The following is a 24,210-nucleotide window of genomic DNA, read 5'->3' on the forward strand; positions in this document are numbered from 1 at the left end:
CGCGCCATATTTCTTTTCTGCGGGAGCGGAGCCATTTTCTCCCCCCGCCAAGGCCTTTCCTACCAGCCGTACTGGAAGGTGGCGCCGGACTGATAATTGCCGTTCTGCACCACATGGCCCGAGGTGCCCCTGCCGAACTGGAACAGGCCGTAGGCGTTGCCGTCGCCGTTCTGCGTGACCGTGCCTTCGTGGCCCCTGCCCTCCTGATGCACGATGCCGAGATTGCCGCGCCCGTTCTGGGCCAGCCCGGCCGCGTTGCCAAAACCCTTCTGCTTGATGCGGCCGCTCTTGATGCCTTCGGCGAGCGCATAAAGACGCAGACCCGTCTGCAGCATATGGGCATCGTGCGGATTGGTGGGCTGGTAGCTCAGCGAAACGGAGCCGCCGGCATGGGCCGGAGCGCTGGCGAGGCAGGCGCCGAGCACGGCGGCGGAAAGAATGGTGCGGATCATGACTTGTCTCCCTTTGAAAAGCGATGCGGCCCCTGGCCGGATAAAAAAGCTTTTGCCGTGCCGGCTCAGCCGGTGCGTTTGCTGCAGGTGAGCCTGCCGTCGGGTGTTTCGATCTCCAGCGTGGCCTCGTAGACCGAGCCGGAACCGCCGAGCGTGACCTGCCCGAGCTTCGCCGGCGTACCGGGAGCCGCGGAAAAGTCGCCGCCCTGCCTGATGTTCGAGCTGCCCGCGCCACCAACGGATTCGACGCGGAACGTGTAGGAGCCGCTTACGGCCCTTTCGGAATGCACGACGCCTTCGAGCGTCGTCATGCCGCCCCTGGCGGTGGTCTGCACTTCGCAGCGCAGCGGGCCGGACTGGGCAGTCCCCGAGCCGGCCATCAGGGCCGTGGCCGAGAGCGCCAGAGCGAGCCCGGCCGCCGCCGGGACGAGATGCTTTGAGTTACGCAACATGGAAACCTCCTCAGTCGCTTGGGAGCGAAGGCCGGGGGACGAAACCGCCCCGGCGCTTCTCCCGAGCCCTCATTCTAGCGGCAGGTCTGCACGAAGGCTGCGACATTGCCGCTGCCGGACTGGCTGACTTCGCCGTCGCAACCCTTGCCGACCTGCACGCCAGCGGCGATGTTGCCGTTGCCGTCCTGGGTGACGACGGCGTTGTGATCGCGGCCGAACTGGCCGACGCCCGCGGCGTTCCCCTTGCCCCGCTGCCAGATATCGGCGGCGTTGCGGCGGCCCTGCTGGCCGATGGCGGCGGTGTTGTTCCTTCCCTGCTGCCGAACGACGGCGCCGTTGCGCTTGCCGTTCTGATAGATGCCGATCCGGTTGCGCGAGCCGTGCTGATCGCCGCCGGCGGCGTTGGCCCAGCCATACTGCTCGATATGAATGCTGTCGGCCGAAGCGGGCAGCACGGTGAAGCCGAAGAGAGCAGCGGTCGCGGTGGTGATAATGAGCTTGCGGATCATTGAACGTCCTCCTGGTGGGGCGGGTGTCCCCGCGGTTTCAACGATCGCAGTTCTAATGGCGCTGTCCGGAACCGTTGCTGAACCGCCCGTTCAACCGCCGTTCACCATTGAGGCAGGCGAGATCCCCCGCTTCAGCTTCCCCGCGGGCCTTTGCAGGCGCGTTATTCCTCCCTGGCGGCAAGAAAGCGATTTCAACATCTTGGCTGGAGCGAAGCGGAGGCTAATTGTAAAAAACGGAAGCGGGTAACTGCCCGGAGGAAAAACGCCATGCCCGTCACAGGCCGCATGACTGCCATCACCGGCGACATCACGAAAATCGAAGCCGACGCCATCGTGAATGCCGCCAACCGCTCGCTGCTCGGCGGCGGAGGCGTGGACGGCGCGATCCACCGTGCCGCCGGCCCGGAGCTTCTGGAAGAATGCCGCAAGCTCGGCGGCTGCGAGACGGGCGACGCCAGGATAACCAAGGCCTATCGCCTTCCCGCCCGCCACGTCATTCACACGGTCGGCCCCGTCTGGCATGGCGGCCATGAAGGCGAAGCGGACCTCCTCGCCTCCTGCTACCGCCGCTCACTGGAGCTGGCGCGAGACCACGGCTGCAAATCCGTCGCCTTCCCGGCAATTTCAACAGGCGTCTACGGCTACCCGAAGGACCAAGCCGCCCGCATCGCGGTGCAAACGGTGGCGGAGTTTTTGGAAGGGAATGAGATGCCGGAGAGGGTGGTGTTTGTCGGGTTCGATGAGGAGACGACGCGGGGGTATTCTTGGATGGTTGCGGCGTACAGACGCTGACAGGTTCCGAGCGTTTTCTAAGCCGCATACTATCTGGGCAATTCGGCAATTTGGTCGTCTGATTACGCGGGGATTAAGTGATGGATAGAGTAACTAGGGCGGAGCATCGTCTGTGTTGCTCCGTTGACAAGCACTCTTTTCACACGCCAATCTCGCTCGAAACTTTGGGCGGGAGAATGAGTTGGCGAAGCGTGTTGTTCTAGATGCCATGATAAAGAGAGCTGACTTCGCTCAACAAGCTGAGTCGGTGTCTTTGGAGCTCAGCAGCACCCTCAAGCTTGAGGAAATTGCAGGTAGCAGCCCCGTGGCAAAGTTTCTCAGAAAGCCTGACTTTCAACGAGAAACAAACCATTGGTCACCGCAGCAGGTAGCGGGCCTCATTAAGAGTTTTGTTTCAGGGGAGCTTATCCCCGCACTGATTCTGTGGAAATCAGAGTCCTTTGTGTTCGTAATCGACGGAGGTCATCGGCTGAGCGCACTTAAGGCTTGGGTGGAAAACGACTATGGCGATGGCGGGCTATCCTATTCTTTTTATCAAAAAAGCATTCCTGCGGACCAACGAGCTGTCGCGAATTTTACGCGAAGACAGGTGGAAGATCTGGTTGGACGTTACTCAGATTTTTACAATATGACAGAAGAAGAATTATCAAATAACCCTGAAAAAGCCAAAATACACTCAACTATTTTCTCCAGATCTCTCCATGTCCAGTGGATTCAAGGGAATCAGGAGGTCGCAGAATCATCTTTCTTCAAAATCAATTCGCAAGGCACTGTGCTCGATCAAACCGAGGAACTACTTCTGAAAAACCGGCACAAATCATACGCTATTGGCGCACGATCGATAGTAAGAGCTGGAACGGGGCATAAGTATTGGTCAAAATTTGATGACAACGTCCAGAAAAATATAGAGCAGCTAGCACTCAGACAGAACGATCTGCTGTTCCAACCAAATGTTTCTGAACCAATCAAGACGCTAGATTTACCACTTGGAGGGACTAGTTCCCCAGTCGAGGCCTTGAAGATACTAATCGACGTTTTCACGTTGGTTGACGGTTCTACAGCCGCAAAGAAGAGCCTAGAAAATCTCGGCGATGACCAAGATGGATCTGAGACTCTAGAATTATTAAGACGCAGCCTCAGGGTTGTCTCGCGCATATCCGGCAATGATGCAGCAAGTCTTGGACTCCATCCAGCGGTATACTTTTATACAGAGAGAGGAAAGCACAGCCGCTTTTTGTTCCTGGGAGTTGTCAAGATTATTGCGGATGCCGTCAGGGATAACAACAAGCAATGGTTTAAAGATTTTACGAACGCGAGAGGCAAACTAGAAGAAATACTAATTGGCAGAAAATCTCTTATAAACCAAGGATTGGCCAATGTAAACAGTATCCACCGGATAAATCGCGTATCAACCCTCATAAAAGATCTTGTTTCTGCAATAAAATCTGGAAACAAAGTCGATGATTCCTTGATTTTGAACTCACTTGGACTAAAGGGCTCGGCGGGAAACTTGAATATAATCGATGCCCCTCAAGGATTTACTACAGATGTAAAATCATCTGCATTTCTGCAGACCGCAATCACCAGTGCTCTACGTTGTCCAATATGCGGCGGTCTATTACACACGATAAAGTCGGTTTCCTATGATCATTCGCTGCCAATCAATTCCGGTGGGCTCGGGAATCTAGAGAATGCTCAACTGGTTCACCCCTACTGTAATACTGCCGTAAAGGGCGGCTCCGCTTTGCAGGCGCATCCCCATTCAAATGGGTCCGAAGCTCAGGCAGCAAGCGAGGCTTGAGTTGGAAAGGGTGACCATCGCCGAGCCGATGCTTTCGGAGGATATGCCGCTAGAACCGTGCTCCTGGTCTAACAGACTAGCACCGGCCGGCATTCTCGCACATCGTCATCTCCTCTATCAAAGTCGCGGGTTTTGCCATTCCTAAGCGAGTGCTGGTCATCGCCTTCGTTCTACGCCCGGTGCCGCCCTGCACCGGTCTACGGCATCTCGATGGCGACGGTTTGGTTCCTGCTCTCTCGCAATTTCCTGGGAATACCTGGGGTGATCAGCGCGGTCGTTGGCGATGTGCTGCATGTGGGATTGACGGAAAGACATGATGCCGAGCCCGGAGCCGGACTTGATGGCAGTAAATTCATTGCAAATTCAGCCGGCATGTGCCGGCTTTTTCTTTTGCGCTGAAGCAGACTGTCAAACAATGGGAGCAGCGTCACTCCGACATTTCCGTTTGCCCATTCACCAACCTTAACACCAGCTGGTGCACGTTTCCGCCGTCACTCATTTCCACCTTGTCGAACTCGCGGCTTCTGCGCCGCTGCTCCTGTGACAGTTCGCCGAGCTTTTGCGTCAGCACTTCGCGGATTTTTTGGCACGCGGGATCGTCCGAGGTCGTGAGCCCGACGGACACGGCCTCAATTTTCTTCACCATGTCGAGGATGATTTCGCCATGCACCCGCTCGTGCTTTTCCACGCCTGCGATGAAGGCCTCCCACAGCGGCTGCGTTTCGGGCGGCAGCTTTCCTGAAACCTTCGGCAGCCGGTAAGTGATGGTGAGGAAGGGCTTTGCGGAGGCGAGTACGCAGCCGCCGTTTCGCGGCTGGTAGTCGCGCGACCATTTGAGATCAAAATCCGTATAGGCGATCACGCGGCCGACGCCGACCTTCGGCCCGTTTTCCCCGATCGAGCGGTAAAGCTCGATGCCGGTCTTGCCGGAGACGGGATAGGTCACGATCTTCTCGGCGGGCTTCCAGTCCGCACGCGCGATGGCCGGCGAAAGCGCACTTACAGAAGCGATCGCCAACAGCCACACCAGTTTCATTCCTGCACCTCGCCGCTCCGCCGGGGAAGCCAAGCGTTTAGAATATTTCGTGCGCAAGTGGAATTGCCCACTGTCGAGCCGCTGCCGGCGCTTTCGCCGCCCATGGAAATTCCGATAACGCCATAACGGGAGGGGAGCTTATGCTAAGCTGTTCATACCTATGGAAATTTTGATGATCGATTATAGCAGCTTATCCAACTCGCCTTTCGGCGCCGCGCAGCGGGCGCCAATTTCCGATTATCCGCGACTTGTTCGAATCCCGCGCGCCCCGGATTTCATCCATGAAATGGGACACACTCCGCCAGACACGCCCTTTGGCTCGCCGCTCCCCTCGCCCAGGGCCGGAACGCCGGCAGCAGAGGGCGCAGGAAATGCCGTCCAACATGCCTTCAGGGAAGGACGAATCCCCGCCGGCTCCGCCACGCCGCCCAAAGGCGAAACGCCCGCCATGTCTCCTGATGCAATCGATCAGACGATAGAAGAGGTGGTGCAGGCAGCGCGCGCCTACGCCGCGCGAGCCGCGAATGCCGATGCAATCGATCGGACAATCGAGGACGTGATCCAGGCGGCCCGGCAGTATTACGGAAAGTGATTTGCCCGAGCCGTTGCGGCGGGGCGGATTGCCGGTTGTTCCGGCCCGCCTCCAGCATTGCGGGTTCCCCCCGACCGGAACGGTGAGCTATAGATTTGCTCATGGAGCGGCAAGCGCAGAGGAGGCGGGATGTTCGCAAAGATCCTGATCGCCAACCGCGGCGAGATCGCCGTCCGTATCATCGGCACGGCCAGGCGGATGGGGATATCCACGGTCGCTGTTTATTCCGATGCGGACGCGCAGGCGATGCATGTGGCCATGGCCGACGAGGCGGTGCATATCGGCCCCGCGCCCGCCGCCGAAAGCTATCTTGACGGCGCACGCATCATCGAGGCGGCTAAGGCCAGCGGCGCCGAGGCGATCCATCCTGGTTACGGCTTCCTCTCGGAGAGCCCCGAATTCGCGGAGGCGACGGAGAAGGCGGGCCTCGCCTTTATCGGCCCGTCGGCAAAGGCGATCCGCGCCATGGGCCACAAGGACGCCGCCAAGCGCCTGATGGAGAAGGCGGGCGTTCCCGTGGTGCCCGGCTATCACGGCGAGGCGCAGGAGCTTGTGGTGCTCGCCACAAAGGCGCGCGAGATCGGCTATCCCGTGCTTATCAAGGCGCGGGCGGGCGGCGGGGGCAAGGGAATGCGCCGCGTCGACGATCCGGACCAGTTCGCCGATGCGCTCGCCGCCGCCAGGCGTGAGGCCAAGGCTGCGTTCGGCGATGCCCATGTGCTGGTCGAAAAGTGGATCGAAAAGCCGCGCCACATCGAGGTGCAGGTCTTCGGCGACAAGCACGGCAATGTGGTTCACCTCTTCGAGCGGGACTGCTCCGCCCAACGCCGCCACCAGAAGGTGATCGAGGAAGCTCCCGCCCCCGGCATGACCGTAGCGATGCGCGCGGCCATGACGCAGGCCGCCATCAAAGCCGCGCAGGCGATCGGCTATTGCGGCGCGGGCACCATCGAGTTCATCGTGGATGCGGCCAGAGGGCTCAAGCCAGACCGCTTCTGGTTCATGGAAATGAACACCCGCCTTCAGGTGGAGCATCCCGTGACCGAGATGGTGACGGGGATCGACCTTGTGGAGTGGCAGATCCGCGTGGCGGCCGGCGAGGCGCTTCCCAAAAACCAGGAAGAGATCGCGCTTTCCGGCCACGCCTTTGAGGCGCGCATTTACGCCGAGGACCCGGCGCGGGACTTCCTGCCCGCGACCGGCCGTCTCCACCATCTGCGCTTTCCAGACGGGACGCCGGGCGCGGCCTTGCGCGTGGAAACCGGCGTGCGGGAGGGCGATGTCATCACACCCTATTATGATCCGCTGATCGCAAAGCTGGCGGTGCATGCGGAAAACCGCCGGACCGCGCTTGCCGTCCTCGCCGCAGCCCTGGACGAGACGGAGGTGGCGGGCTCGACGGTCAATACAGGCTTTCTTGCGAAGCTCGCGCGTGATCCGGATTTCGCGGCGGGGCAGCTGGACACCGGCCTTATCGCACGCAAGCAGGAGGCACTGACGGCGCTGGCCGAGCCTGCCCCTCGCCTGGCCGCCATGGCTGCGCTCGCGGCCTCCGGCGCCGGATATTCACCGGATGCGCCCGATCCCTTCGATGCGATCTCGGCCTATGGGCACTTTCACCCCCTCACCCACCGGATAGCCCTCGATCACGGCGAGCGCGCATTGACCTTTGCGATCACGGGCAAGGGCGACGGCAGCTTCGGCGTAAAGCAGGAAGGTGGCGAGGCCTTCCAGCTATCGGCCCGCGACGCCCCGCGCATGACCCGCTGGCCGGGACATCTCACCGTCTTTGACGGTGCGGCAAGCCACACCTTCCGGCTGCGCGATCCCCTGTCCCTCGCCGGGGAGCAGGCTGCCGCAGGCGAAAGCCTGCGCGCGCCGATGCCGGGGCTTGTCAAGCTTGTGCGGGCAGCGCCGGGCCAAGCCGTCAAGAAAGGCCAGCCGCTTCTCGTTCTCGAAGCCATGAAGATGGAGCACACCATCACCGCCCCCCATGACGGCCTGATCGCCGAAATCGCCGCCGAGGGGATGCAGGTGAATGACGGGGCAGTGCTGGTGCGGTTTGAGGAGGAAGGGCAGTAGAACCGAAACGCCGCGGGCGGCCTCAGGCCTCCGCGGCGTCGTTTCGGCGCTAGATCCTTTTCAGTGTCGTGAAAACACTGAATGATCTAAGTTTTTGATCTTACGCAATTCCGGACGGAAAACCGGTTTCCACTTTTCCTGGAATTGCTCCAATGGGGCGCCGCGCCCCCTCACTTTCCGGAATTAGTGGACCGTCATCCATTCGCGTGCTTCGCGCAGCGCGCGGGCGATGTCGGCCTTCGGCATCATGGCCGCGAGTTCGGAGCGCATTCTCGCCGCTTTCTCCGAACCTTTGATGGCCGCAATGTTCAGCCACTTGTGGGCGGCGATCATGTCAACGTCGCAATCGCGGCCGGTCGCGTACATAACACCAAGCTGGAAGAGGATATCGGCCTGAGCGCCGGCGCCCATGGCGCCTGTCCCTGCCTCCTCAATGTTGAAACGTGCCATTTCGAAATCCCTGTTCGTCCTGAGAGCTGCCCGCCGTTTCTTTTTTGCGGTGCTTTGATGGTTCAGGAGAATGCCACAGAGCCTTGAAATGGCCGTTAAGCGGCTTGCTTAACGCGCGGAAAAGAAAGCTAAAACAATAAGTAAATGGCTAGATTTCGTTAAGCATGGAAATGCCGGAATGGCGGGCCTTTCCCGCTTTTTGGCGTCACGGCCGGCATGCGAAAAGGAAACCCTTTTCTAACCACGCTCACACCCATTGGTGAAGGCTCGGTGGCCAAGCGGGGGATCGATCATTGTTAAACGGCAGATGAACGCCGGTCTCAGCATCGGTTCAGTGCTCTCCAGACAGTATGCGCCCACGATGAAGGCAGAGATGGCTGCCCGACGAAGGCAATTAAGCGTGGCGGTGGGGAAAAATCATGACGAATCTTTCGGAACTGCGGTCCCTTATGGCAAGAGCGGTCATGGCTTTGTCCGTGATCTTTCTTCCCCTCATGGCGGTGGGCGGTCTTCATGCGGTGGAGGGCGCGAACAGCGTCTACAAGAAGCAGTCCGCGGGCGCCGGGTTCGTGTTGCTGGTGAGCCTTCAGCGCAGCCGCTGATGCGGCGAATGTCTCGAAAAGGCTGCGCAGAATCCCTATAATGGGGTATGGACAAAAGAATCTATCACCGCCCCATCGAAACCATCTCCAGCCCGGAACCGGTCGCGCGGCGATCTTTCAGCGACGCGCTGCAGGCGGTGCAGGCGATGAAGGAAATCTACGAGCGCAACACCGCATTCCTGCGTGATGCCTTTTTCCGTGTCGGACAGACAGGGGAAAGCGACCGCCGATACCGGGCGTTCTATCCGGAGGTGAGCCTTTCCACCGCAACCTTCGCCCAGATCGATACGCGGCTCGCCTATGGCCACGTAGCCGCACCCGGCACCTATGCGACGACGATAACGCGGCCCGACCTTTTCGAAAGTTATCTTGTCGATCAGCTCGGGCTTCTCATGCGCAATCACGGTGTCAAAGTCACAGTGGCGGAATCGGAAACGCCGATCCCGCTTCACTTCGCATTCCTGAAGGATACTTATGTCGAAGGCGCCATTATCGCGGAATTGAAGCGCCCGCTACGCGACCTGTTCGACGTGCCGGACCTCAATTCCCTGGACGACGACATCGTCAACGGCACCTATGAACCCGGGCCGGGCGAGCCTATGCCGCTTGCACCCTTTACCGCCCAGCGCATCGATTATTCGCTGCATCGCCTTTCGCACTACACGGCAACGTCGCCGGAGCATTTTCAGAACTTTGTGCTCTTCACGAATTACCAGTTCTACATCGATGAGTTCTGCGCCCTTGCGCGCGATCTGATGGCCAGGGGCGGTGAGGGTTACGAGTGCTTCGTCGAGCCTGGAAACATACTTACCATGCCCGGCGAAAGCACTTCTCCCCACATGACCGTTTCTCGCCAACCGCAGATGCCCGCCTACCATCTCAAAAAGGCGGGCCACGGCGGCATAACCATGGTGAATATCGGCGTCGGGCCTTCAAATGCGAAAACCATCACGGACCATATTTCCGTGCTTCGCCCCCATGCCTGGCTCATGCTCGGCCATTGCGCCGGTCTGCGCCATACGCAAGCCCTAGGCGATTACGTTCTGGCGCATGCCTATGTGCGCGAAGACCATGTCCTCGACGAGGACCTGCCAGTCTGGGTGCCGCTGCCGGCGCTTGCGGAAGTTCAGGTGGCCTTGCAGGAGGCGGTCGCCGAGATCACGGGCCTGTCGGGCTATGAGCTCAAGCGCATCATGCGCACCGGCACGGTGGCCACCATCGACAATCGCAACTGGGAGCTGCGTGAGCAGCGCGGTCCCGTGCAGCGCCTCTCGCAATCGCGCGCGATCGCGCTCGACATGGAATCGGCGACCATCGCGGCAAACGGGTTCCGCTTCCGCGTGCCCTATGGCACGTTGCTCTGCGTTTCCGACAAGCCGCTGCATGGGGAACTGAAACTGCCCGGCATGGCGACGGATTTTTACAAGCGGCAGGTGGCGCAGCATCTGAAGATCGGAATCCGCGCGGTGGAAAAGCTGGCGGCAATGCCGCCGGAAAGACTCCATTCAAGAAAGCTGCGCAGCTTCTCTGAAACAGCCTTTCAGTAACCCTACGCCCGGCCGGACCGCGCGTGAAACGGGCTGCGGCGCGTGATGCGATAGACCGCAGCCGGCGGTACGTTCAGCATCGTTCGGCCTATGCGGGTTGCCTTGAGCCCGAGACGGTCCAGAATCGGCCGCGGCACAGGGCAGCGAGGGCCGTAGGTAAACTGATAAAGCGCCCCGCCCGGCCGCATATAGAAGAAGGCTCCGGCCACGATCGCCATCACCTTGCGCGGGCTCATCGACAGAAGCGGCAGACCGCTGACCACCGCGCCGACGGGGCTGCCGTCATAAAGATTGGCCTGGGGAAGACGGGAGGCATCCACAGGAAGAACTCGCGCGCCGGGGAATCGCTCGCGCAATATGGACACGAAGTCCGCGCCAAGCTCGACAACTGTCAGATCCTCCTCCGACAGTCCACGTTTCAGGAGAGCACGCGTGAAAACGCCCGTACCGGCGCCAAGCTCAAGCACGGGGGCGGATGACGGGGTTAACTCGCGGGTGATGAGATCCGCAAGAGCGGAACTCGAAGGGGCGATGGCCGAGACCCGGAGTGGATGCGCAAGCCATGCGCGCAGGAAGGGCACCACATCCGGTGTGCCGGGTCTTTCATCATTGCATCGTGCCATTGGTCACCCTCAAAAAGGCCGGCGGAAGCTACTGCTATTACCGAAATTCGGCAACTCGCCGGCGATACATCTTTAACACCAGCTTTTGATTTGCCTTGCCCGCATGCATTTCGCCCCTTACCCATGCCACAATTGCGCCGCTACAGCGTCCATACCGAAACCAATAACGCCGAAGCATGACCCAGCATCGCCGATCCAACCTTTTTGCCGCAGCCATATGGGTGGCCGCATTGCTTCTATCGGTTCCGCTGGTTCTCGGTTTACTAAAATATGTTCACCCTGCCTTCGACTCCTTTGCGCATCTGCGCGCGCATCTTGCCGTTCTCCTAGCCCTCACCGCCTTTCCCCTGCTCCTTCTTGCAAGATGGCGCGCCTATGGAGCGCTTGCACTCGCGCTTGCAATAATGGCTTTCACGAGCGTGCTGGATATATCTCTTCTGCACCGGTTTTCCGGCAGCAAGGCCGAGGCTTCCGCTCCGCCAGGGCCATATTATCGCCTGCTGCAGCTCAACCTGCGCTTTGACAACCTCACGCCCAAGGAGGTGCTTTCCCTGATCGGCCGCAGCAACGCCGATGTGGTGACGCTTGAGGAGGTGTCAGGCATGTGGCGGCGGGAGCTGTCCTTCATCGAAAAAGCCTATCCCTATCGTCAGTTCTGCCCCCGGCCGGGTGTCGGCGGCGTAGCGATCCTCTCGCGGCGGCCATTTCTGCACCCGTCCACCGCGAAATGCCTCAATCGGCACGCATTGGCCATCGCCACCATCAATTTCGGCGGTGCGGCCGTCGATGTCGTAGCGCTCCATTTGGGCTGGCCCTGGCCGTTCGAGCAGTCCCAGCAGATCGGTCCGGTGGCGAAGACCCTCGAAACCAAACTGGGCTCGAGCGCAATCCTTGCCGGCGACCTGAATGCGGCTCCCTGGAGCGCTACTGCCGAGCGGCTTGCGAAGGCGGGCGGATTCACGAGGCTTCGGCATATCGGGCCGACCTGGCTCGCACGGAACTTGCCCGATTGGCTGCGCAGAACCGCCGGGTTGCCCATCGACAATATCTTCGTGAAGGGCCGCGTGGCGGTGCTCCAAACGAAACGGCTGGAAAGCGTCGGCTCCGACCACCTGCCGCTGTTGGTGGAGTTCAGCCTTCTGCCCGGACCGCAGCAGGAGCCTGTATTCCAGGCAGGGCTCTGAGGAGCATTCGCAGCGGCGTCGGTTCAGCCTGGCCTGCTGCCGTTCGTTGCCGTGGCGGAAATGGCAGGCGGCGCCATCGCTTGCCGGTTTTGGCCGAGAAGGAGCCTTTGCGAAGGGCGTTCGATCAGCCGGTACATGGCAACCGATACGGCGACCGCTACCACGCACATGACCATGCCCATAGCCAAATGCACCCCGATACCCAATCCCGGGGGCGAAGCCTTCACCCAAAGCTGAAGAATATAGGGGTGGGAAAGATAGAGCGAATAGGAGGCGTCGCCCAGCAGCACCAGAAAGGCGACCAGCGGCGTTTTGGCCGTGGGCAGGGACAACGCCGCCGCAACAAGAAGCGCCGCGGGAATTGCGGTCGCCCAGATGGAGGTGACGCCCGGAAAAGCGAGCTTTGCCGTGAACGCCGCGATGAGCGCCAGGACCAGATAGCGTGCGGACTTGGTGAAAAGATCCGCATATTGGCGATAGAGGATGCATAGGGCGATGCCCATAGCGAATTCCAGCAGGATCGGATTGGTATAGAAGTTCCAAACCACATTCTCGAAGCCGGCGACCTGCCCTACTGCCACAATGATGAGAACAAGGATCAGCGGTGCCAGGCCGGTGCGGAAACCCGCCCCGATGCAAACCGCATAAAGAGCATAGAAGAACATCTCGTAGTTGAGCGTCCAGCCCAGAAACAGGATTGGCTTCACACCGCCGCCATCCCTTTCATAGGGAATGAAGAAAAGAGATTTCAGAAGGCTTTCGCCGTCGACCACGGTGGAATTGAGCATTCCCGGCAAGATGAGGGCGATCGCGGCCAGGCCAAAGGTCAATGTCCAATAGAGCGGCACGATACGGACGATGCGGCGCCAGATGAAGTACAGGAGTCCCCGGTCGGGATCGGCTGTGTAGGCGATGATGAAGCCGCTGAGGACGAAGAAAATGTCGACCCCGGCCGCGCCGATGCCGAAGACGTTCCGCGCCATGCCGAATTCGGCCTGGTAACCGGCGCCGAGATGGAACAGCACGACCGCAAAGGCCGCGACGAAGCGCAGGATCTGCAAATTGTAGAGCTTAGTCCTGCCACCCCTGTTTTCACTCGCCAACCGGGCTTTCTCCGGCGGGACAAATACCGCATCCGCTGCGGGAGCGTCTTGAGGACCTCGCCGCATGGATCTCATTCTCTCCGCTCCCAGCCGAGATCCGCCTCCAGCCTCGCACCCAGGATATCGGCCATATGCTCCTGTCCGGCAGCGTTCGGATGCCAGTCGCAGCCCCGCACTTCCCTGCCCTCAGGGTCCTCGAACGCGATGAAGGAGAGCTTGTCGTCGCCGGCGCCCGCACGCGCCTCCACCGCCCGCTTCACCGCCCCCGCTGCTGCTTTAAGATCCTCGCCGAAGAGCAATGGCCCCATTGCTGCATAGATCATCGCGTCGGGAGCCTTTTTTCTGAGCTCCTCCAGAAAGGCCGCGTAGCGCTCCTCGAAACCGGGCGGACGGGCACCGTTGCCGAAATCATTTGTGCCGAGATGGACGATAATCACATCGGACCGGGGAAACGGAAGATCGCCCGGCCTGTCGGGCAGCCCGCGCAGATAGATTTCGGGCATGGTGTTCTTCGCGCCCCCGTCATAGTTGCGGACGAGTCCCTTGCCGGAAACGGCGGCGGTTATCACATCCGCCTCGAAAGCGCGCGCGACCAGTGCGGCATAGGTCAGGTATTGGTTTTCGGTATCGGCGCTGAACTTGCACGAGGTCGTCTCGCCCTCCACGCCATATCCGGCGGATATGGAATCGCCAATCACGAAAAGGCTTTTCTCCTTTTCATGAGGCCTGGCAAAGGAGCCGTCAGTCTCAGCGCCCATAAAGACAGTAGGCCCGAACATCGGCTCCGTTCGTCGGATGAGCCGCAGGAGGTGCGGCCCATGCGGAGCACCGTCCACCACTCGGTAGTCGTGCTTTCCTTGCCTGAGATCGAGCCGCGAAGGCTTGCCGTCGAGTTCGACTACCATGCTGTTCTGCCCGGTATCGCGCAAGGAGATGTCGAGCCGCGAACCGGTGAATGCGATTTCGATCGCGCTGCCCGGCCAGGCGAAGATCGCGGCCGAGGGCGAGGGCTGGACGAACCGGCCGACAAGGCGAAACTGCTCGGCCAGCTTTTGCTGGGCGAGAGCGCCGGAAGGAAAAGAGCCAAGGAAGAATGCCGCGGCGGCAAACGCCGCAACGACAGCTCGAAGGCGGCCGGCAACGGGCAGTTTCCTGACGCTGGAGATTCCCATGGTCGCTGCATCCCAGATTGCGGCGACCACTAAAGTGAGTTTCCCTCGCTCGCGCAAAATAACTTTTTTTGCGCTGCAGCAGAGATCGTGAAGGCGCGCGGCCTGGGCCGCGCGCCTTTGCCTTACATGTTCTGGTAAACCGGTCCTTCGCCGCCCTGCGGAGGCACCCAGTTGATGTTCTGGTTCGGGTCCTTGATATCGCAGGTCTTGCAGTGCACGCAGTTTTGCGCGTTGATAACGAAGCGGGCGTCCGCGCTCCTGGCCGCAGCCCCTCCCTTCTCCGCCGCACCCGGGCCACCGGCGAGCGAATTGCCCTCCGCATCCACCCATTCATAGACGCCGGCCGGGCAATACCGCGTCGATGGGCCGGCATAGACGCCGTATTCGGATGCCTGCTGCAGTTCCATATCCTTCACCTGCAGATGCACCGGCTGGTCTTCCTCGTGGTTCGTGTTGGACAGGAACACCGAGGAAAGGCGGTCGAATGTAAGCACGCCATCGGGCTTTGGATAATCGATCGGCGCATGCTTTTCCGCCGGCTCCAGCGTTGCATGATCAGGCTTCCCATGGCGCAGCGTGCCGAAGGGTGAGAAGCCCAATAGCGTATTAAGCCACATGTCCATGCCGCCAAGGCCAATGCCGAGGATCGTTCCGAAGCGCGACCAGAGCGGCTTCACATTGCGCACCCGCTTCAGGTCCTTGCCGATCTCAGAGCCGCGCCAAGCCTCCTCATAGGAGGAAAGCTCGTCGTTAGCGCGGCCGGCTCCTATAGCCTCGGCCACATGCTCGGCGGCCAGCATTCCCGACAGAACCGCGTTGTGCGAGCCCTTGATGCGCGGCACGTTCACGAGGCCGGCAGAGCAGCCGATGAGGAGCCCGCCGGGGAAACTGGTGCGCGGAACGGACTGCCAGCCGCCCTCCGTGATAGCCCGCGCGCCATAGGAGAGGCGCTTGCCGCCCTCGAATGTGCGCCGGATCGCTGGGTGCGTCTTAAAACGCTGGAACTCCTCGAAAGGCGCCAGATAGGGGTTCTTGTAATTCAGATGAACGACGAAGCCGACGGCCACTAGGTTTTCGCCGAAATGATAAAGGAACGAGCCGCCACCCGTCTGCCGGTCGAGAGGCCAGCCAAAGGAGTGCTGCACAAGGCCCGGCTTATGGTTCTCCGGCTTCACCTCCCAGAGCTCCTTCAGGCCGATGCCGAATTTCTGCGGCTCGCGCCCGTCGGCAAGCTGGTAGCGGGCGATCAATTGCTTGGCGAGCGAGCCGCGCGCGCCCTCCCCGATCAGCACATATTTGCCCAGAAGAGCCATGCCCGGCTGATAGGCAGGGCCGTGCGTGCCGTCGCGCTCCACGCCCATATCGCCGGTGACGACGCCGATCACCGCATTCGCATCGTTATAAAGGAGATCGGCGGCGGCGAAGCCGGGATAGATCTCCACGCCCAGCGCCTCAGCCTTTTCGGCCAGCCACTTGCAGACATTGCCGAGCGAGACGATGTAGTTGCCGTGGTTGTTCATAAGCGGCGGCATCAAAATATTGGGCAGCCTCAGAGCGCCCGCCGGCCCCAGCACCAGAAAATGATCCTCGGTCACGGGCGTACTGAACGGGTGCCCCTCCTCTTCCCGCCAGCCTGGCAGAAGCCGGTCGATGCCGATGGGATCGACGACTGCGCCGGAGAGAATATGCGCGCCGACCTCCCCGCCTTTCTCGAGCACTACGATGGAAAGCTCCGGATTGAGCTGCTTCAGCCTGATCGATGCTGCAAGGCCCGCCGGCCCCGCGCCGACGATCACAACATCGAACTCCATACTTTCCCGTTCGCTCATCCAGTCCTCCAAAGCGCCACGATTTCTTCCTGCCGGCCCGGCTATAGCGTATCGCCACAGGCAGCGAAACCACTTTAGGATGATCAGGATAAGACCAAGAGCCGCGGTTTCGGAAGGTTCGGGCAGAAGACGCGGCAACCGGTAATCCGCGCCAAGTATTCGCTAGGATGGGGAGAGGCTCTGCCGTACAATAAAGGTTGCTGGCGCGGGCGCTTATGGCGCTTGGGTGGAAAAATCGCATGGCAAGCATCGCGCGATTGTCCGTCTTTGCTTCCGCAGCCTTCGTGATGGGCGCGGGACCGGCGGATGACGGTCGCTGGTTTGCCGGGGGCTTTTCCTTCTCCGACGAGCTTGGCGGGTTCCGCATCCTGGAAATCCGCGGCAGCGGAACCAAGGCCGACCCAGTGGTGCTGACGAAGGAACTCTATTCGGCCAGCGAGGTGATCCTGGTCATCCGGCAGGATGGCCCGCGCCCGCCTTCCATGGCCGCCGATCGGCCTGGCACTGCCCTTTACCTGCAGCTCGAAACCGTGAATGGGAGCGAGCTCGCATGGGTCGAGTTTTCCTATGAGCTGCAGATGCATCTCGGCCAACCCAGCGTCTATGGAGACGGTCTCTCTTTCGATCAGGCCCAGGCGGAAGATGGCACAATTTCAGCAGATGCCTTCACTTCTTTCAGCCGCGATTTCGAACCCTACGACCGTCTGCTCTTCCGTGACGGAAAGGTCGATCCCAAGGAAACGGCCACATTTTCCATGCTGATCACCGACCTCACGCCGACATACCAGTTCTATCTGGTCGCGGATCCCCGGATCCCCTTCTCCTGATCGGCGGTGCTTGCATTGTACGCGTCGGCGGGCGACATAGAGGCATGACTTCGACGACGCCCCTCGACTTCGCCGGGATACGTGAACTGCTTGCCTTTTATTCAGAGGCCGGGGCGGACGAGGCGCTGTGGGAGGAAGCGCAGGATCGTTTCGCCGAGGCGAAGGCGAGCGCGCAAACCTTTTCGGAGACTGTCCGTCCCGCTCAATCGGATGCCGCGGCACCGCAGCCGGAAAACCGTGCAACTCAGCCGAAGCCAGCCCCGATCTCCGCGCAACCGGCAGCCGTTCCGGACGAGGCACAGGCCGCGCATGCCCGCGAGGTGGCGCGGCAGGCACGGACACTCGATGAGTTGAAGGAAATCCTTGCGGGATTCGAGGGCTGCAATCTGCGCCTCACCGCGAAAAACCTCGTCTTCGCCGACGGCAACCCGCAAGCCGACCTTATGCTGGTGGGAGAGGCGCCGGGACGGGACGAGGATCTGCAAGGCTTGCCCTTCGTCGGACGCTCGGGCCAGTTGCTCAATCGTATGCTGGCGGCAATCGGCCGGGACCGGTCGACGGCCTATATCGCAAATGTCATTCCATGGCGGCCGCCCGGCAATCGTGACCCCTCGCCGCTCGAAACCGAAATCTGTCGTCCCTTCATAGAACGGCATATCGAGCTGGTTGCGCCAAAGCTGCTGGTTACGCTGGGAAATCCGTCGACGAAGCTCCTTCTTGGAACGCAAACGGGGATCATGCGGCTCAGGGGCACATGGTCCGTCCACCGCACGGCGGGCGGGCTGGAAATACCCACGATGCCGACCTTGCATCCGGCCTATCTGCTGCGAAATCCCGCACACAAGAAGCTCGCCTGGCGCGACTTCCTGGCGGTGAAGATGAGATTAGCGAACAGCGAATAAGGGCTCGAACAAAGACTGCGCTTTCAAGCGCCCTATTCGCTGCTCCCTATTGTCTATTCGCATCTCACGGGCTTGGCGGGACAAACCTGCGTGCCGCCACACGCTTGAGGCCCAGCCGCCGCTCGCGCCAGATGATGAGGAGCCCCGCCACCACGACAATCAAGCCGCCGACCAGCGTATAAATGGTCGGAATGTCGCTGAAGGCGAAATAGCCGACGACGATCGCAAGGACCATCGAGGTATACTCAAAGGGCGCGATGGTCGACAGTTCTGCGTGGCGGTAGCACTGGGTCATAAAGATCTGCGCAATGCCGCCACAGATGCCCGCACCGGCAAGGAACAGGAACTGCCAGAAAGACAACCAGACCCACCCAAAGGGGATGGTGCCGAGAGAAATCACCGTCGCCGTGACGGAAAACCACATCACAATCGTTGAAGTCTTTTCCGTGTGCACCAGCCGCCGCACGAGGAGCATGGCAACCGCGGAGAATGCGGCACCAACCAAGGTGGCAATGACCCCAATCGCCTGTTCAGTTTCCATTCCCGGGCCATCGCCCGCGAACAGGGTAAGATTGGGCCAGGCGATGATCACCACCCCGACAAATCCAATGAGGACAGCGCTCCAGCGATAGATCCTGACCGTTTCATGGAGGAAGATGGCGGAAAAAACCACCACCAGCAGCGGCTGGGCATAGCTGAGGGTGACCGCCTCGGGCAGTGGCAGACGCGTCAATCCGAAAAAGCCAAAACCCATCGAGGCCACGCCCACAATAGCTCTCAACACGTGGCCCATCGGATGCTTGGTGTGGAAGGCCGTCCCAAGCTCACGCTGCCAGGCGAGCATAACCACGATTGGAAAAATGGCGAAGAAGGAGCGGAAAAAGACGATCTGCCCAGCAGGAACATTTCCGGCCGCCTTTATGAGCGCGGACATGGCTAAAAAAATCGAGACCGAAGCAATTTTCATGGTGATCCCGACAAGCGGTTTATGCTCAGTGCCAAAATCGCTCGCAGCGACGGTCATGGTTTTACCGGATCAGAAAAAGGAGGAATCAAAACGCCCGGCCAACACGATCAGCCGGGCCTGAGTGAAATTATGCTTGCTCAGCACTCGCGCTGGCGATCGCCTGCCAGATGCGCGCCGGCGTCGCCGGCATCTCGATATGCGAGATGCCGTAGGCACGGTAAAGCGCGTCGACAACGGCGTTCAGGGCGGCCGGCGTGGAGCCGACCGTGCCTGCCTCGCCCGCACCCTTCATCCCCAACGCATTCGTGCTGGACGGCACATTGCGGGTCTCGAACTGGATGAAGGGCAACAGATCGGCACGCGGCATCGAATAATCCATAAAGGTGGCTGTCACGAGCTGCCCGTCCTCCGAATAGATCACCTCCTCGGACAGAGCCTGCCCGACACCCTGGGCTACGCCCCCGTGAACCTGACCGGCCAGGAGAATCGGATTTGCCGTCGCTCCGAAATCATCCACGATCGTATAGGCAACGACGTCCGTCCTTCCCGTCGCCGGGTCTATCTCGACCTCACAGATATGCGTTCCATTCGGATAGGTTGGCTCGGGCTGTTCGAAATTGCCGAAGCCCTTCAGGTCTTCCGGGCTTTTCGCGGCCCTGGCGATCGAGGCGAAGTCCATCATCCGGTCGGTGCCGACGATTCTGGCGATGCCATCGACCAGCTCGATATCGGCGGGCGAAGCTTCCATTTCCTCCGCCGCGATCCTCTTGATTTTTTCGGCAAGATCTTCACCCGCCCGTGCCGCTGAGACCCCACCCAGTGGGATCGAGCGCGAACCGCCCGTTCCGCCGCCCGTCTTCAGCACATCCGTATCGCCCTGATGGACGTGGATCTTCGCAATTTCTAGGTTCAGCTTTTCGGCCACAAACTGGGCATAGGCGGTCGCATGGCCTTGCCCGTTGGATTGCGTGCCGATCGCAAGCGTCACCGAGCCGTCGCCGTTGAGGGTGAGGTAAGCGGGCTCCGAGCCGGCGAAGGCACATGCCTCGATATAGGTCGACATGCCGATGCCACGGATGCGCCCGCGCTTCTTCGCCTCCGCGAATCTCTCCTCGAATGTGGCCCATCCCGCGCGCTCCATCGCAAGCGTCATGTGCCCATCGAACTCACAGCGATCGTAGCGCCGCCCCGTCGGCGTGCGGTAGGGGAACTGCTCCACCCCGATGAAATTGCGCCGGCGGATCTCTTCCCGCGGCAGCTTCATCTGGCGCGCGCATACCTCCACCAGCTTTTCGATGAGGAAGGCCGCCTCGGGCCGCCCTGCCCCGCGATAGGCATCTACCGGAGCCGTGTTGGTGTAGACGCCTCTCACGGTCACGTCGATCGCCTGAATGTCATAGACACCGGTGGTCATCGAGGCGCCGCCGACCGGAATATAAGGCCCGAACTGATGGATATACGCTCCCATATTGGCGAGCAGCTCCACGCGCATGGCAAGAAAACGGCCTGTCTGGTCGAGCGCCATTTCGGCGGTCACCGCATTGTCGCGGCCCTGGCTGTCGGTCAGGAAATGCTCGTTGCGATCGCTGGTCCACTTGACCGGCCGGCCGAGCCTCTTTGCCGCCTCCATGACAAGGGCATATTCGCGGTAGGCGAAGGCCTTGGTTCCGAAACCGCCGCCGACATCGGGCGTGACCACGCGCAATTGCGATGTGGGGATGCCGAAGACGCGGGTGAGAATTTCCTGCAGGGAATGCACGCCTTGCGAACCGGTGGTCAGCACAAAGCGATTCTCATCCGGCTTCCATTCAGCGATGGCAGAGCGTGTCTCCATATAATTGGCGACAAGGCGATTGTTGATGAAGGCGATCTTTACAACCCGGTCGGCGCTGGCGAAGGCCGCATCGGTCTTTCTCTTATCGCCGACATGATAGAGAAATGCCTGGTTTGTGCCCAGTTCGGGCCAAACGAGCGGGGCGCCGTCTTGAAGCGCGGCAGCCGTGTCGACCGCCGGCTCCTCGTCCTCATAATCGACCTCTATCAGTTCCGCCGCATCCTGCGCCTGCTCACGGGTATCGGCGACGATGAATGCAACGGCGTCGCCCACATATTGGACGCGATCGCGGCAGAGGATCGGGATATCGCGGGTCGGGGCTTTGCTGCCATCGGGCTGTTTAGGCATGCCGCCGGATATGAGGTCGCCCAGATGCGCCGTGTCGGCTCCGGTGAGCACCAGGTGAACGCCGGGAGCTGCACGGGCCGCCTCGGTGGACGAAACCGTGAAGCGCGCTTTGGCCATAGAAGAACGAAGGACATATCCACAAAGGGTTCCGGGCGGAGTGATGTCATCGGTGTAGCGGCCCCTGCCCGTTATAAAGCTCTCATCTTCCTTGCGCAGCACGGAAGCGCCCATGCCGAATTTCGGTGTGAGAACCGTCATAACGAATTCCTTGCGAGTGAATGGAAAGTCTGAACGTAGTGGCCTGAGCAGTTTTGTCGACGGGCTGCATCGTGTAAAGAGCCAGCTTCGAAATTCTTGGGCCAATTCTTTTCCGCCCTCTCAGGAGTGAACTATGCGCACCGACACCGGCCAGGTGTTTCGCCTCGAGGACTACCGCCCCAGCGCCTATCTCATCCCTGAAACGGAACTTACCTTCCGCCTGAACCCCGAGCGAACCCGGATCACGGCAAAGCTCGTGGTGGAAAGGCGCGACGAATCGGCCAAGAGCATCCCGCTCGTGCTCGACGGCGACGGACTTATCCTCGAAGAGCTTCTGGTGAACGGGAAACCGATTGCCGGTGAAGCTTATGACGCCACTCCCGACAGCCTGACCATAAAAGACCTGCCGCGGGCGAAACGCTTCGAGCTCACAATTGTGACGAGCGTCGCGCCGGCGGAAAACAAGGCCCTCATGGGCCTATATGTCTCGAACGGGGTCTTTTGCACCCAGTGCGAGGCGGAAGGTTTTCGACGCATCACCTATTATCTCGACCGGCCGGACATACTTTCCACGTATCTCGTGCGGATCGAGGCAAGGAAGGACGAAGCGCCGCTGCTTCTCTCCAACGGCAACCCGGTCGAGGCAGGCGATCTGGAGGATGGCTGGCATTATGCCGTCTGGCGCGACCCGTTCCCCAAGCCGTCCTATCTCTTTGCGCTCGTGGCGGGAGATCTGGGCGGCATCCATGATGCGTTCGTCACCTCATCCGGCCGCAATGTGAAGCTCGGTATTTTTGTCGAGCACGGCAAGGAGCCGCTCGCCACCTATGCTATGGACGCGCTGAAACGCTCCATGCGCTGGGACGAGGAGCGATTCGGCCGCGAATATGACCTGGAGGTCTTCAACATCGTCGCCGTCTCGGATTTCAACATGGGCGCGATGGAAAACAAGGGCCTCAATGTCTTCAACGACAAATATGTGCTGGCCGATCCGGAGACGGCGACGGATATCGACTATGCCAATATCGAGGCGATCATCGCCCACGAATATTTTCATAATTGGACAGGCAATAGAATCACTTGCCGCGACTGGTTCCAGCTCTGCTTGAAGGAAGGGCTGACCGTCTACCGCGACCACGAATTCTCCGCCGACCAGCGTTCACGCGCGGTCAAGCGCATCGCCGAGGTGCGCACGCTGAGGGCACACCAGTTTCCTGAGGATCAGGGCCCGCTTGCCCATCCGGTACGGCCCCGCCGCTTTCGCGAGATCAACAACTTCTACACGGCGACCGTCTATGAGAAGGGCTCGGAGGTCGTGCGAATGATCCATACGATCATGGGACCTGACAAGTTCCGGGCCGGCATGGATCTTTATTTTGCGCGGCACGACGGCCAGGCTGTCACCATCGAGGATTTCCTGCTGTGCTTCGAAGAGGCATCAGGCATGGACCTCTCGCAATTTTCGCTGTGGTATCATCAGGCGGGCACGCCGAATGTCACCGTATCCACGAGCTACAATGAAAGATCGAAGGAGTTCACGCTCGAGATCGAGCAGACCGTCCCGCCCACGCCCTCGGAGGCTCGAAAGCGCCTGATGCACATTCCCCTTGCCTTCGGCCTCGTGGGACCGAACGGACAGGACATGGACTATGACATTGCAGAGGGCGCACCGATCGAGAACGGCGTGATCCACCTGCACAAGAGGCGGCATACCGTACAATTCAAGGGGGTGAGCGCGCGGCCCGTCATTTCCCTCAATCGCGGCTTCTCGGCGCCGATCACCCTTTCCTTGGAGATGCCCTCGAAAGACCGGCTCTTTCTTGCCCGGCACGATAGCGACCTGTTCTCACGCTGGCAGGCACTCAACACGCTTTTCACCGAGGCGCTGGTGAATGCTTCCGCATGCATCCGCGGCGGCAGAAGCCCCAGCTTCGACAAAACGCTGCTCGGCTATCCGGCCGAGATCGCAGCCGACGAGCATCTGGAAGCTGCCTATCGCGCACTTGCGCTGACACTTCCGGCGGAGTCCGATATCGCGCGCGAGATTGGAAGCAATATCGATCCCGACGCGATCGGCGCGGCCCGAAATCTGCTGCGCAGCGCCATTGCGAGGGAGGCGGAAGCGACCTTCGCAACGGTCTATGGCGAGACGCCAAACGACGGCGCGTTCAGTCCAGACGCAGAGAGCGCCGGGCGGCGAGCGCTCCGCAATGTGCTCCTCGAATATCTTTCGGCAAGCTCCGGCGACCCGGCACTCGCCGCCAAACAGTTTGACGATGCAAGCAGCATGACCGAGCGCGCGGCAGCGCTTACCGTGCTTGCGCATCAGTTCGCTGGAAGCGAGGCCGCAAACAGAGCCCTTTCGAGCTTCGAGCGGCGCTACGCCGACAATCCCCTGGTGCTGGACAAATGGTTCGTCGTGCAGGCGACGATACCGGGACCGGAAGCCGTCAGCCTCGTCCGCAGGCTGATGTTGCATCCGGCATTCTCGATCACCAATCCCAACCGCGTGCGCTCGCTCGTGGGAGGCTTTGCCTCCAGCAACCAGACCGGCTTCCACCGGGAGGACGGGGAGGGTTACCGCTTTCTGGCCGAGACCATCCTAAAGGTGGAGGAAAACAATCCTCAGGTTGCGGCGCGGCTCGCCATCGCCTTCCGCTCATGGCGCTCGCTGGAGAAGAAGCGGCAGAACCTGGCCCGCGCGGCGCTTTCCGAGATTGCGCGCCAGCCCGATCTCTCGCGGGACCTGCGCGACATCGTGGAGCGCACTCTGGCGTAATCCGCATGCACCCGAATCAATTTTGCATCCGCCCCCTAGACAAGGCGAATCAGCTTTGATTCTTTATGG

Annotated in this window: 22 protein-coding genes; 11 read left to right on the forward strand and 11 right to left on the reverse strand. The window is 60.6% G+C overall.

Going from position 1 to position 24,210, the window contains the following annotated elements; translation table 11 throughout:
- Positions 1 to 59: 59 nt before the first annotated feature.
- The 3 genes from GNP00_RS03155 to GNP00_RS03165 all read right to left on the reverse strand — a co-directional run bounded on the left by GNP00_RS03155 (position 60) and on the right by GNP00_RS03165 (position 1,413).
- Complete coding sequence (locus tag GNP00_RS03155; protein WP_011580266.1) at positions 60 to 452, reverse strand: hypothetical protein; 393 nt, start codon at positions 450 to 452, stop codon at positions 60 to 62.
- Positions 453 to 517: 65 nt separating this feature from the next.
- A complete protein-coding gene (csgH, locus tag GNP00_RS03160) occupies positions 518 to 904 on the reverse strand; it encodes a curli-like amyloid fiber formation chaperone CsgH (RefSeq protein WP_011580265.1) in 387 nt (128 codons plus the stop codon).
- A 74-nt stretch (positions 905 to 978) separates the two neighbouring features.
- Entirely contained in the window at positions 979 to 1,413 is a 435-nt protein-coding gene (locus GNP00_RS03165; RefSeq protein ID WP_011580264.1) for a curlin, read from the reverse strand.
- Between the two features lie 267 nt (positions 1,414 to 1,680).
- Here GNP00_RS03165 and GNP00_RS03170 point away from each other — a divergent pair, with 267 nt between their 5' ends.
- Complete coding sequence (locus tag GNP00_RS03170; protein WP_011580263.1) at positions 1,681 to 2,205, forward strand: O-acetyl-ADP-ribose deacetylase; 525 nt, start codon at positions 1,681 to 1,683, stop codon at positions 2,203 to 2,205.
- Between the two features lie 181 nt (positions 2,206 to 2,386).
- Entirely contained in the window at positions 2,387 to 4,006 is a 1,620-nt protein-coding gene (locus tag GNP00_RS03175; RefSeq protein ID WP_011580262.1) for a DUF262 domain-containing protein, read from the forward strand.
- 427 nt (positions 4,007 to 4,433) lie between these two features.
- On the opposite strand, the gene GNP00_RS03180 is transcribed toward GNP00_RS03175, so the two are convergent.
- Positions 4,434 to 5,042, reverse strand: coding sequence for a DUF922 domain-containing Zn-dependent protease (locus GNP00_RS03180; protein WP_011580260.1), 609 nt, complete (start codon positions 5,040 to 5,042; stop codon positions 4,434 to 4,436).
- Positions 5,043 to 5,214: 172 nt separating this feature from the next.
- Here GNP00_RS03180 and GNP00_RS03185 point away from each other — a divergent pair, with 172 nt between their 5' ends.
- Together GNP00_RS03185 and GNP00_RS03190 are read left to right on the forward strand one after the other, a co-directional pair.
- Positions 5,215 to 5,634 carry a hypothetical protein gene (locus GNP00_RS03185; protein WP_157038027.1) on the forward strand — a complete coding sequence of 140 codons (420 nt, stop codon included), beginning with the start codon at positions 5,215 to 5,217 and terminating at the stop codon, positions 5,632 to 5,634.
- 129 nt (positions 5,635 to 5,763) lie between these two features.
- Positions 5,764 to 7,716, forward strand: coding sequence for an acetyl/propionyl/methylcrotonyl-CoA carboxylase subunit alpha (locus GNP00_RS03190; protein WP_011580258.1), 1,953 nt, complete (start codon positions 5,764 to 5,766; stop codon positions 7,714 to 7,716).
- Between the two features lie 183 nt (positions 7,717 to 7,899).
- Here GNP00_RS03190 and GNP00_RS03195 read toward each other — a convergent pair whose 3' ends face one another.
- The gene (locus GNP00_RS03195; protein ID WP_011580257.1) at positions 7,900 to 8,166 is read right to left on the reverse strand and encodes an SEL1-like repeat protein; all 267 of its coding nucleotides are present in this window, start codon (positions 8,164 to 8,166) and stop codon (positions 7,900 to 7,902) included.
- A gap of 419 nt (positions 8,167 to 8,585) precedes the next feature.
- Here GNP00_RS03195 and GNP00_RS03200 point away from each other — a divergent pair, with 419 nt between their 5' ends.
- On the forward strand, positions 8,586 to 8,768 hold the full coding sequence (locus GNP00_RS03200; protein WP_041544538.1) for a hypothetical protein: 183 nt from the start codon (positions 8,586 to 8,588) through the stop codon (positions 8,766 to 8,768).
- A 47-nt stretch (positions 8,769 to 8,815) separates the two neighbouring features.
- A complete protein-coding gene (locus GNP00_RS03205) occupies positions 8,816 to 10,315 on the forward strand; it encodes an AMP nucleosidase (protein WP_011580256.1) in 1,500 nt (499 codons plus the stop codon).
- A 2-nt stretch (positions 10,316 to 10,317) separates the two neighbouring features.
- On the opposite strand, the gene GNP00_RS03210 is transcribed toward GNP00_RS03205, so the two are convergent.
- Positions 10,318 to 10,938, reverse strand: coding sequence for a class I SAM-dependent methyltransferase (locus GNP00_RS03210; protein WP_011580255.1), 621 nt, complete (start codon positions 10,936 to 10,938; stop codon positions 10,318 to 10,320).
- 176 nt (positions 10,939 to 11,114) lie between these two features.
- On the opposite strand from GNP00_RS03210, the gene GNP00_RS03215 reads away from it, so the two are divergent.
- A complete protein-coding gene (locus tag GNP00_RS03215; RefSeq protein WP_011580254.1) occupies positions 11,115 to 12,122 on the forward strand; it encodes an endonuclease/exonuclease/phosphatase family protein in 1,008 nt (335 codons plus the stop codon).
- Positions 12,123 to 12,145: 23 nt separating this feature from the next.
- On the opposite strand, the gene GNP00_RS03220 is transcribed toward GNP00_RS03215, so the two are convergent.
- The 3 genes from GNP00_RS03220 to GNP00_RS03230 all read right to left on the reverse strand — a co-directional run bounded on the left by GNP00_RS03220 (position 12,146) and on the right by GNP00_RS03230 (position 16,226).
- Positions 12,146 to 13,300 (reverse strand): acyltransferase family protein, encoded by a 1,155-nt coding sequence (locus tag GNP00_RS03220; RefSeq protein ID WP_011580253.1) that lies wholly within the window; start codon positions 13,298 to 13,300, stop codon positions 12,146 to 12,148.
- A complete protein-coding gene (locus GNP00_RS03225; protein WP_041544536.1) occupies positions 13,297 to 14,427 on the reverse strand; it encodes a GDSL-type esterase/lipase family protein in 1,131 nt (376 codons plus the stop codon). Before GNP00_RS03225 ends, GNP00_RS03220 begins: the two co-directional genes overlap by 4 nt.
- A gap of 92 nt (positions 14,428 to 14,519) precedes the next feature.
- Entirely contained in the window at positions 14,520 to 16,226 is a 1,707-nt protein-coding gene (locus GNP00_RS03230) for an electron transfer flavoprotein-ubiquinone oxidoreductase (RefSeq protein ID WP_011580251.1), read from the reverse strand.
- A 239-nt stretch (positions 16,227 to 16,465) separates the two neighbouring features.
- Between GNP00_RS03230 and GNP00_RS03235 the strand changes: the two genes are divergently transcribed.
- Together GNP00_RS03235 and GNP00_RS03240 are read left to right on the forward strand one after the other, a co-directional pair.
- A complete protein-coding gene (locus tag GNP00_RS03235; RefSeq protein ID WP_011580250.1) occupies positions 16,466 to 17,053 on the forward strand; it encodes a hypothetical protein in 588 nt (195 codons plus the stop codon).
- Positions 17,054 to 17,097: 44 nt separating this feature from the next.
- Positions 17,098 to 17,955 carry a uracil-DNA glycosylase gene (locus tag GNP00_RS03240; RefSeq protein WP_011580249.1) on the forward strand — a complete coding sequence of 286 codons (858 nt, stop codon included), beginning with the start codon at positions 17,098 to 17,100 and terminating at the stop codon, positions 17,953 to 17,955.
- 64 nt (positions 17,956 to 18,019) lie between these two features.
- On the opposite strand, the gene GNP00_RS03245 is transcribed toward GNP00_RS03240, so the two are convergent.
- On the reverse strand, positions 18,020 to 18,922 hold the full coding sequence (locus GNP00_RS03245) for a DMT family transporter (RefSeq protein WP_011580248.1): 903 nt from the start codon (positions 18,920 to 18,922) through the stop codon (positions 18,020 to 18,022).
- Between GNP00_RS03245 and GNP00_RS23265 the strand changes: the two genes are divergently transcribed.
- Positions 18,888 to 19,043 (forward strand): hypothetical protein, encoded by a 156-nt coding sequence (locus tag GNP00_RS23265; RefSeq protein ID WP_246259213.1) that lies wholly within the window; start codon positions 18,888 to 18,890, stop codon positions 19,041 to 19,043. The two genes, GNP00_RS03245 and GNP00_RS23265, sit on opposite strands and share 35 nt — an antisense overlap.
- 6 nt (positions 19,044 to 19,049) lie before the next feature.
- Here GNP00_RS23265 and GNP00_RS03250 read toward each other — a convergent pair whose 3' ends face one another.
- Positions 19,050 to 21,362, reverse strand: a complete 2,313-nt coding sequence (locus tag GNP00_RS03250) for a xanthine dehydrogenase family protein molybdopterin-binding subunit (RefSeq protein ID WP_011580247.1) — start codon at positions 21,360 to 21,362, stop codon at positions 19,050 to 19,052.
- A 133-nt stretch (positions 21,363 to 21,495) separates the two neighbouring features.
- Between GNP00_RS03250 and pepN the strand changes: the two genes are divergently transcribed.
- Positions 21,496 to 24,141, forward strand: a complete 2,646-nt coding sequence (gene pepN, locus GNP00_RS03255; RefSeq protein ID WP_011580246.1) for an aminopeptidase N — start codon at positions 21,496 to 21,498, stop codon at positions 24,139 to 24,141.
- Positions 24,142 to 24,210: the final 69 nt, after the last annotated feature.

It is taken from the genome of Chelativorans multitrophicus (genome assembly GCF_011317445.1).
Taxonomy (GTDB): Bacteria; Pseudomonadota; Alphaproteobacteria; order Rhizobiales; family Rhizobiaceae; genus Chelativorans; species Chelativorans multitrophicus.